This is a genomic window from Acidobacteriota bacterium, from assembly GCA_028874215.1.
Taxonomy (GTDB): Bacteria; Acidobacteriota; UBA6911; order RPQK01; family JAJDTT01; genus JAJDTT01.
This window is the reverse complement of sequence record JAPPLF010000080.1, coordinates 74,028-83,198: the sequence shown is the minus strand read 5'-3', so window position 1 is coordinate 83,198 and position 9,171 is coordinate 74,028. Positions and strand designations below refer to the sequence as shown.

At 64.6% G+C, this 9,171-nt stretch carries 6 protein-coding genes; 1 reads left to right on the top strand and 5 read right to left on the bottom strand.

All coding sequences use genetic code 11. The annotated features are described in order from the left end of the window. The 4 genes from OXT71_15815 to OXT71_15800 form a co-directional block, all read right to left on the bottom strand. Window positions 1–1,992: hypothetical protein (locus OXT71_15815; GenBank protein MDE2927862.1), on the bottom strand; the 1,992-nt coding region annotated here is incomplete at its 3' end. A gap of 12 nt (window positions 1,993–2,004) precedes the next feature. After that, the gene (locus OXT71_15810; GenBank protein ID MDE2927861.1) at window positions 2,005–3,300 is read right to left on the bottom strand and encodes a hypothetical protein; all 1,296 of its coding nucleotides are present in this window, start codon (window positions 3,298–3,300) and stop codon (window positions 2,005–2,007) included. Window positions 3,301–3,324: 24 nt separating this feature from the next. After that, entirely contained in the window at window positions 3,325–5,481 is a 2,157-nt protein-coding gene (locus OXT71_15805; protein MDE2927860.1) for a DUF1549 domain-containing protein, read from the bottom strand. 4 nt (window positions 5,482–5,485) lie between these two features. Further along, window positions 5,486–6,862 (bottom strand): DUF1501 domain-containing protein, encoded by a 1,377-nt coding sequence (locus OXT71_15800; GenBank protein ID MDE2927859.1) that lies wholly within the window; start codon window positions 6,860–6,862, stop codon window positions 5,486–5,488. A 196-nt stretch (window positions 6,863–7,058) separates the two neighbouring features. On the opposite strand from OXT71_15800, the gene OXT71_15795 reads away from it, so the two are divergent. Further along, window positions 7,059–7,781: a class I SAM-dependent methyltransferase gene (locus tag OXT71_15795; GenBank protein MDE2927858.1), complete on the top strand. Its 723-nt coding sequence runs from the start codon at window positions 7,059–7,061 to the stop codon at window positions 7,779–7,781. A gap of 18 nt (window positions 7,782–7,799) precedes the next feature. Here OXT71_15795 and OXT71_15790 read toward each other — a convergent pair whose 3' ends face one another. Further along, window positions 7,800–9,149, bottom strand: coding sequence for an Nramp family divalent metal transporter (locus tag OXT71_15790; protein ID MDE2927857.1), 1,350 nt, complete (start codon window positions 9,147–9,149; stop codon window positions 7,800–7,802). Window positions 9,150–9,171 lie beyond the last annotated feature (22 nt).

Genomic DNA, 9,171 nt, shown 5'->3' with positions numbered 1-9,171 from the left:
CTCCCGGCCGTTCACCTCGGCCCGGCCTGCGATCCTCACCCGCGTCGGAGCGAACGAGGCCTTGCGGGACGCCTCGAGGAGGATCACGGTGGTGTCTGCACCCGCCGGAATCACCGTGTTTGCGGCGCTGACACCCGGGGGAAGATTCTCCATTTGCACCCGGATTTCTCCGTCGAATCCGTCCAACCGGTTCACCGCGACATCCACGGTGAGACGTCCCCCGACCGGCAGATTGAAGTGGGTCGCATCACCGGTACCGCTCAAAATGCGGCCCGAGCGGCGCGAGGGAATCTCGATCCGAAAATCGGGACTCGGCTCGCGGATCGTCAGCCGGTAGGGATGGTCCGCCCCTTCCTGGCTGCGAGAATCCCGGAGCGCCACAATGTAGGCTCCGTCCTCAGGCACCGTGAACTCCAGATTGGAGTCGCGTCCGTATCCGGGACCCCCGTCATCGTTGCGGTAGTTGAGATGAAATACGGGCATCCCGTTGGCGCTGAAGCGGGTTCCCGGAGGAAACAAGCGAACTTTGTAAACCGGGTCCCCCACGGCGTGGCCCTCGGCCGTGGTCCCGAACAGGGCTTGCCGGACGCCCCGAATCGATTTGAACCGGGTATCGTCGTCCGGACCCCTCGGCATCGCCTTGATCTGTACGATCTCCGAGCCGACCATGAGATAGTCGTCCAACGCCAGATCCTCCGTCGAGCCCAGGCGCATCGACCCTTGGATCGAGCCGCGATTGCTGAGAACGACCTCGGTCTGCGCGAGGCAGCGGACTTCCGCGCGGCGGACCGGCCGGCCCTCCGCATCCCGGATCTCCACCAGGGAGTCCAGGGAGGAGCCCAGTCTGGAGGCTTCCACCTCCAGCACCAGGACCTGTCCCTTTCGAGCCTCGAATCGAAACAGGTCCTGATCCGGGCCGGACGCGGCAGAGCCGTCGGCCAAGGAGTTGACGTGCCCGTTCAGGGTAACGGGCCAGCTCACCCGCTGGGCCGTCTCCCGAGTATCGTTGGGCTCCACTTCCAGTGTTTCAGGATGAGCCCCGACGGCCAGAGGGATCCGGTTGGAGGCCGGAGGAACGGCCAGCGGGACGACCCGTCCCGCCTGTTCTTCGAGAGCCGTGAAGGGGACCGTGCCGGCGTCTCCCAGGCTGGCGCCCCAAACCTTGAGACGGGTCTCCCGGCCCGCCTGGACTCCCAGCGGGAACACGCCTTCCAACAGCGGAAACTCACCCGCTTCGAGCCGGTACTCGTAACCGCTCATGGCGCCGACCCGGTTCCTGTCGGCGATCCGAACGACATAGATCCCGCGTTCCGGGATCTCGCAACTGAGAAAGGCCGCCTGTCCGGAACGTGAAACACACCCGTCCACCTTTTTCCCCGATCCCCCCAAGAGTTGGAGTTCGGCATTCAGGATCGACCCCAAGGGCGAGGAGATGACCCGAAACGCCAGATGCTGCCCTTCCCGCGCTCGAAATCGAAAGTGATCCACGTCACCGGTGCTGGAAATGTCGCCCCGGACGGTCACCGGCAGCGTCACCGGCTGCGCCTTGCGGGGTGTGTCGTTGAATTGGGTCTCCTCCGCTTCAGGAAAGGCTCCCACGGCAAAGGGAAGCGGATTGCTCACCCCCAGCGGCGTCCAGACCCGGAAGTGATACAGATCGGCCGGCACCGACTCGTCGACCTCAACCCGCACCCAGAGGCGGTTCCGCGTCGCGCCGTCCAGGATCAGGGCCCGGGTCTGCCCGTCCTCCATCTTTCGCGGGTTGGGCAATTCCTGCTGCTTCTCGATGACGGCTTCCAAACCCTCGTGATCGAAGAGGATCCGCCGGACCTCTCCCAGATTGGTCCCATCCAGGAGGAGCGTGACGCTGGTTCCCCGCTGACCACCCAGCGGAACCGTTGAGGTCAGGGTCGGCGGCGCGTGTTGACCGAACAACGGCGCCGCCAGCGACACGATGAGAACCCCCCGCAATATCGAATTTTCTTTCATCATCGGCTTGCTCGGCTATGGTATCGGTTCGAAGATCACCATCCCATCATAGCGGCCCACGGCCAAAGTCTCTCCGGAGGGGCTGACGGCCAGCGCCAGGACCGTGTCGGGCTGGGCTGGCAGGGCCTTCCTCTCCTCCAGGGAGTCCGCGTCCCAAAATTTGACCCGTCCGTCGGCTCCGGCCGAAATCAGGGTGTTCCCGTCCGGTGTCAGGGAGAGGTCGACGACCGGTCCGTCGTGGGAAAAGACAGAAACCGCCAGGATTCCACCCTCCTCGCCCAAGTCCCAGATCCGAATCATCTTGTCCATGCCGGCGGCCGCGATCCTGCGGCCGCCCGGGTAGAACGCCATGGCGAAGAGCTCGGCCGTTGCGCCCGAGAGCGGCGTCCCCAACTGCCGCCCGCTGGCGACGTCCCAGACCTTGACCGTGCGGTCGGCCGAGGCCGAGGCCAGGCGGTCGCCCGACGCATTGAAGGCCAACGAATAGACCGCGTCCACGTGCCCGGAGATGGTTCGGATCTCCCGGCCCGTCGTCACCTCCCACAATTTGACCAGCCGATCGTAGCCGGCCGTGGCCAGGACCGAGCCGTCGGGACTGAAGGCCACCGAGTAGATGCAGTCGGTGTGGCCCTCCCAGCTACGGACCAACTGGCGCGTGGCCGGATCCCAGATCTTGATTTCTCCGAAGCGGGACGGCATTCCGGCCCCGGAGGCCAGCCGCGATCCGTCCCGGCTGAAGGCGACGGACCGCACCGTCTCGGCCAATCCGGTCAGACGGGCATCGACTCCTCCCCCGGGCCGGAGAAGCCGGATCTCTTCGTAGCTGCCCGCTGCGACCATCGTCCCCTGGGGATGGAAAGCCAGGCTCGCCACCTCCGGCCGGACGGTTTCGGTGGGACGGATGTCGGGCAGACGCTCCAGGCGCATTCTTCCCAGATCGCCCTGCCACGGTGGAGCACCGGCATCCACCCAGGCGCGAAGGGTCTCGATGTCCTGGTCTTCCAGGAAGCCGTCCTCGGGCATGATGGGCTCCAGCAAGCCCTCCACCATCTGGATCATCCGGCTCTCATCGCTGTTGCCCGGGACCAGCGGGGGGCCGTTGTTTCCCCCCTTCATGAGGGTCTGGAAGGTGTGCAGGCTCAGGGCCCCCTCCCGCTTGACCTGGTTGTGGCAGGAGTAACATTCGCGGGCCAGGATCTTGCTTGCGGCGGTCGCCTCCGGTCGGCTCCGGCCTCCGGCGCTCCCCGAAACCATGGCGGCCAGGAGGAGGCTCCCCGCCAGAGAGACCGAACCGTAAATACGCACGCCCATGGTCGATTTCCACCACGCGGCGGATCAGTGAGTGAACAGGAATTCCTTGCTGGTCAGGACGGCCCAGAAAAGATCCTCGACGCCCTCCCGGCTGGCCTGCTCCAGGTCCAGAGCCGAGACCAGACGGGCGACTTCGGGCCGGGACGGCCGCCGCGAAAGGGCCGACTCATAGACACGCTCCACCAGTTCGGGAGCCGGGAGCTCCAATTCCAGCAACCGGTCGACGGCCCCCCCTTCCGCCCTCAGCTTCCGGTTCAGCGTCCCCCCGTTGATCAGATGGAGGACCTGGGCCACGTTGGCATCGCCCTTGCGCTCATCGGCTCCGGAGGTGAGTCGAGGGGGACGCCCGAAAGAATCGAGGAAATACGACTCGACCTGAGTTTCGGGCAGTTGGAGAGCCCGGGTCCCGAGGGGATAGCCCTCGAACTCCTCGGGGACTTCCGTGACCTGGGACATGGCGTCCAGAACCACCTCGGCCGGCAGCCGGCGGCTTCGATGGTGGGAAAAGTATTCTTCGTCGTTTCGATTCGCCGGAACGCCCGTGGAGGAGAGTTGATAGGTGGCCGAGTTCAGTATGGTTCGGATCAGACGCTTGACATCGTGCCCGTTGTCCATGAAATCCCGGGTCAGAGCCGACAGGAGAGCTTCGTTCGACGCCGGATTGGTCGCCCTGAGATCGTCCTCCGGGTCCACGACGCCCCGCCCGAAGAAATGGGCCCAGACTCGATTGACCAGGCTTCGTGCGAAATGCTCGCTCCCCACCAGCCACCGCGCCAGGTGGCGCCGCCGATCGGCCGGATCGTCCAGCGACAGAGCCTCGGCGTCCAGAGGCTGCGGCGGCATGGGCCGTCCCAGCCGGGGATGGCTGACTTCTCCCACCGGGCGCGGCACCTGTGTAACCTCGCCTGCCGCCTGTCCGTTCTTGAGACGAACGCGAGAGACCAGATTGGCCATCCCGTAGTACTGATCCTGGGTCCATTTCTCCAGGGGATGGTTATGGCAGCGGGCGCAGGTCAGAGAGATGCCCAGGAACGCCTGGCTCAGGTTTTCCGTGATCTCCTGAGGTTGCTGGTGGATCAGCCAGTAGTTGACGGCCCCGTTGTCCAGATTGCTTCCGGTGGCGGTGACCAGTTCTTCGATGAACCGGTCCCAAGGACGGTTCTCGGCCACCCCGTGCCGGATCCAGTCGTAGTAGGACCACATGGCGGCCTTTTCAAGCTTGCGGCTGGAGACCAGCAGCAGGTCGGACCACTTGTAGGCCCAATAGTCCACGTATTCGGGCCGGTCCAAGACCGAATCGATCAGCCGTGCCCGCCGGTCGCCGCGCGTGTGCCCGAGAAATCGGCTCAGATCCTGCCGGCTCGGCAGCACTCCGAGCGTGTCCAGGTAGACCCTTCGAATGAAGGTATTGTCGTCGCACAGCGGGGAGGGAGGGATCCGCAGCTCGCTGAGCTTGGCCAGGACCAGGTCGTCCACCCAATTGTTGCGGGGAGCCTGGCCGAATACTTCCGGGCCCAGTTGGCGTTCGTGAGGCACCGTCACCCGGGAGAAGGCCACCTTGCTGGAGTACCAGACGGAAACCGCTCCCTCACCATGGCCCTTTGCCGTAACCAGACCACGGTCCCCGACCTCCACGACCCCTTCGTTGGTGGAGCTGAACTTGGTCTGGCGCGTCACATCCCGGACACTCCCGTCCGAAAATCGGGCCCGCACCGAGATCCGGACCGTGTCACCGGGCGTGTGGAGCACGATCTTGTCGGGATCGACTTCAATGTTCTCGATCACAGGGTCGCCGGGCTTCGGGGCTGGCGCTCCCGCCGCGATCCAGTCCGCGATCACCCGGTATTCGGGAGAGTCGACGTCGAACCGCTTCCCTCCTCCGTGGGGAAGGGTCAGGGTCGGCTTCAGGAGGATCAGGCTCCGGGCGGGCGCCATCTTGACCAGCCTGCGGCCCAGCGCCTCCCGGGTGAGGGAAAAGTAATCGGTGACCGGATCGTACCCGCGAAGCGAGAGCCGGAACCCGTTCTTCCCCGCCAGCGCGCCGTGACAGGGACCCGAATTGCAACCCGCCTTGCTCAGAACGGGCAGGACGTCGTTGCGGAAGCTGGGGGAATCCGGAGCCGCCTCCACGGCGGCAAGGGCCAGAACGAAAAGCAGGGGGACGGGCGACCGCTTGGCCACGACCTCAGATCAACTCGTGGATGGGCTCGACGTTGTAGTCCACGATGGGAACGGGCCGTCCTCCGGGTCCGTCCAGCTCCGTCTCCAGGTCCACGCCGAGCAAGTGGTAAACGGTGGCGACCACCTCCGCCGGAGTCACCGGACGATCCTTGGGCAGGGCTCCGATCTCGTCCGACTCGCCCACGACCCGTCCGCCCTGGATGCCGCCCCCGGCGAAGACCGTGGTCCAGCACCCGGGCCAGTGATCGCGGCCGCCGGCCGGATTGATCTTGGGCGTGCGGCCGAACTCGCCCATGGCCACGATCAGCGTGTTCTCCAACATGCCCCGGTCCTTCAGGTCCTCCACCAGGGAGGAAAAACCGTTGTCGAACATGGGTCCCACCAGATCGGAGTAGCAACTGATGGGGCTGAAGGGAGCCGACCCGTGGATGTCCCAGGTGATCTCGTTGAAGACGGTCTCGAACATGTTGACGGTGACGAACCGGACACCCCGCTCCACCAGCCGCCGGGCCAGCAGGCAGCTCTGTCCGAACTTGTTGCGCCCGTAACGGTCACGAGCCGCATCGTCTTCCAGGGTGATGTCGAACGCCTCCCGGGCGCGGTCGGACGAAATCAGCGTGTAGGCCTGATGGAAACTGGAATCCAGCAGCCGGGCGTCCTCACTGTTTTCGAAGTTGCCGACGACCCCGTCCACGATCTCTCTCAGGTTACGGCGCCGGTTCAGCCGATTGGCGGAGATATAGTCGGGCGGCAGGAGGTCCCGCACCTTGAAATCGGGCAGCGAGGGATCGCTGTTCAGGACGAAGGGGTCCAGCGCCCGGCCCAGATATCCGGCGTCCTGGCCGTGGGGCATGTTGCCTCCGGTCTTGCCGATGGGACGGGGGATCAGGACGTGGGCCGGCAGGGCTCCGCGAGGTCCCCGGAGCTTGTTGATGACGCAGCCGGCGTGCGGATGCTCCATGCCGGCCTGAAAGAGGCGGCCCGTCTGCATCATCTGGTGCCCGGTGTCGTGCACCGCGGCCGCGTCGTGGTAAAGGCTCCGCACCAGGGAGAACTTGTCTGCGTGCCGCGCCATCCGCGGGAAGATCTCGCTGATCCGGATCCCATCCACGTTGGTGGGAATGGGCTTGAACGGACCCCGGATCTCGGCCGGCGCATCCGGCTTCATGTCCCACGTGTCCAACTGGCTGGGGCCGCCGACCAGGAAGAGGAAGATGCAGTTCATGGGGTCCTTCCTGGCATCGACGGACCCGAGCGCCTTCAGGCTGTAGAGATCGACCAGACTGAGTCCCAACCCGGAAAGCGCCCCGATGTGGAAGAAGTCGCGCCGGTTGAAACCGTCGCAGAACGATACGGGCTTGTCGGCGTCGAGTCTCAGCATGGAATTCCTCCCGATTCGAAAACCGCCTGCGGATCCCGCCTCGAGGCTGCCGTTTTCGCGGCGGTCTTGAAAAATTTATACCGTAGCCCCCTGGCCAAATCAACCGGGGCACAGGACTGTCGAACGGTCCGTTTGCAACCGAGACGCTGCTCTGTTCAAACTCCTGGACTCCCTACTGCTGATAAACTGGCTGGCCATGACGCCGACTCCATTTCATCTTCTTGCCTGCCTGCTTCCGTTACTGCTTCAAGGCATATCCGGCGCCGAACCGCCCCGTTACGAGCATCGGACGAGCACGGATCCCCACGGGACCGGCAAATTCTACATGGGCCGGGAGATCTCGCAGGTCATGGGTCACCGGGGCGCTCCCTGGCTGGATCGCCCCGAGCGGGAGTCCGAAGAGAATCCCGAAGCCCTGCTGAATGCATTGGGAGACCTCAGGGGAATGACGGTTGCCGACATCGGGGCCGGATCGGGATACTTCTCCTTTCGCCTGGCCGGGAGGGTGGGAGCCGGGGGACGCGTCCTGGCCGTCGATATTCAGGACGAGATGCTTCAGATCATCCGCCGCCGGGCCGCCCAGAGAAAAATCGAAAATGTGGAGCCCATTCGAGGGACCATTCAGGATCCTGGACTCTCTCCGGAAAGCGTGGACCTCGCGCTGTTGGTGGACGTCTACCACGAGTTCTCCCATCCCTGGGAGATGGTTCAGGGAATTCATCGCGCACTGAAGCCGGGCGGGCGGCTGGTCCTGGTGGAATACCGGGCGGAGGATCCCACGGTTCCCATCCTCCGGCTGCACAAGATGAGCCAGGATCAGGTCCGGCGCGAGATCTCCGTGCATCCCCTGGTCTGGGTCGAGACGCTGGATCTCCTGCCCCGGCAGCACATCGTCATCTTCAAAAGGCCGGCCCGATAGGCTTCCCGAAACCGGCGATCAGGCGCCCAACCCGAGCCTCTTTGCCACATAGTAGACGGCAAAGAGCAGCATGACGGAGGAGCAGGCCCAGAGCAGCACGTCGACCGTGAGGCTCGGCCGGATCGCCCGGTCGGTGTGGCGATAACGGAGGTAGATGGCCGAGAAGCTGATGATGGGGAGCATGCAGGCCTGGAAAATCCCGCCGATGATCACCATGAAGACCGGCTGAGCCACGAATCCGTAGAGCACGACGTAAAGCGTGGGGACCACCACGATCACCACCCGCCTCCAGAACAGGAGCTGGCTCTCATTTTCGATCCGGGCCACTCCCACCAATCGCAGGAAATCGGTGATGACCCGGGAGCTGCTGGCGACGCCGGCAAAGAGAGTCGAGTAGAGCACGAAGAAGGCGCCCACCAGAAAGAGGAGGAAGGCTCCCTGTCCCAGGGTGGAGGTGTACATGTTCGACAGGGTGGAGACCATTTCGTAACCGGCCGGGACCGTCCCCATGCCGTGAAGGACCGCCGCACCCAAGATGTAGAAGGCCACCGTCGCCGTGGTGTAGACCACCATGGCCATGAGCACGTCCGCCTGCATGACCCGTATCCAGCCACGCGCCCGTCCTTCCCAGGCGGCGCCGTCTTCCCGAGGGCCCACGTAACGCGCGTAGCCCTTCTCCAGACACCAGTAGGGGTACATGATCAACTCCGTTGCTCCCACGCCGGTGATTCCGAAGGCGGCGAAAGCGACGGCGATTCCTCCCTCCGGAAGTCCCAGCCGCAGGCCGGAGAGAAAGTCTTCCGTGGTGGGGGCGAAGGGGGTCCAACCCAGCAGGACGGCACAGGCGATGGTCACGAAGGTGAAACTGACCACCATGCCGATACAGATCTTCTCCACCCTTCCGTAGTGCCCCCGGAACAGAAGCGCCATCACCGTGACCGCGGCGACCATGGCCCAGGCGGTCCCGCTGATCTGGGGCACGAAGAGGTGGAAAGTCTGACCGACCCCGCCGACGATGCCTCCTCCCTGGATGATGACTCCCATGGTCATGATCCACCAGCACCAGACCACCCAGGACACCCGCCACCGGGGTCCCGGGACCCGGTTCAATCCCTGCAGGGTGGTCTCCCCGGAGGAGACCACGTACCGGCCCAGTTCCTCCTGGACAACCACCTTGATGCCGCAACTGACGATGATGAGCCAGAGAGCGACGAAGCCGACCTCGGCGCCGAGGGTAGTGGTGGCGATGAGTTCTCCCGAACCAACGATGGATCCGGAGATGATGAGCCCCGGACCCAGTTTGCGCAGGACGGGCCAGAATCCCCGGGGCGCTGTCTGTGTCTGTTCCGCATGAGATGGGTCGGTCATGGCTCTCCTCGATTAATTTATA

What these genes read in the sequence shown, in the direction of transcription:
- OXT71_15810 (MDE2927861.1), bottom strand. Translation starts at nt 3,300, where the DNA reads ATGGGCGTGCGTATTTACGGTTCGGTCTCTCTGGCGGGGAGCCTCCTC.
- OXT71_15800 (MDE2927859.1), bottom strand. Translation starts at nt 6,862, where the DNA reads ATGCTGAGACTCGACGCCGACAAGCCCGTATCGTTCTGCGACGGTTTC.
- OXT71_15795 (MDE2927858.1), top strand. Translation starts at nt 7,059, where the DNA reads ATGACGCCGACTCCATTTCATCTTCTTGCCTGCCTGCTTCCGTTACTG.
- OXT71_15790 (MDE2927857.1), bottom strand. Translation starts at nt 9,149, where the DNA reads ATGACCGACCCATCTCATGCGGAACAGACACAGACAGCGCCCCGGGGA.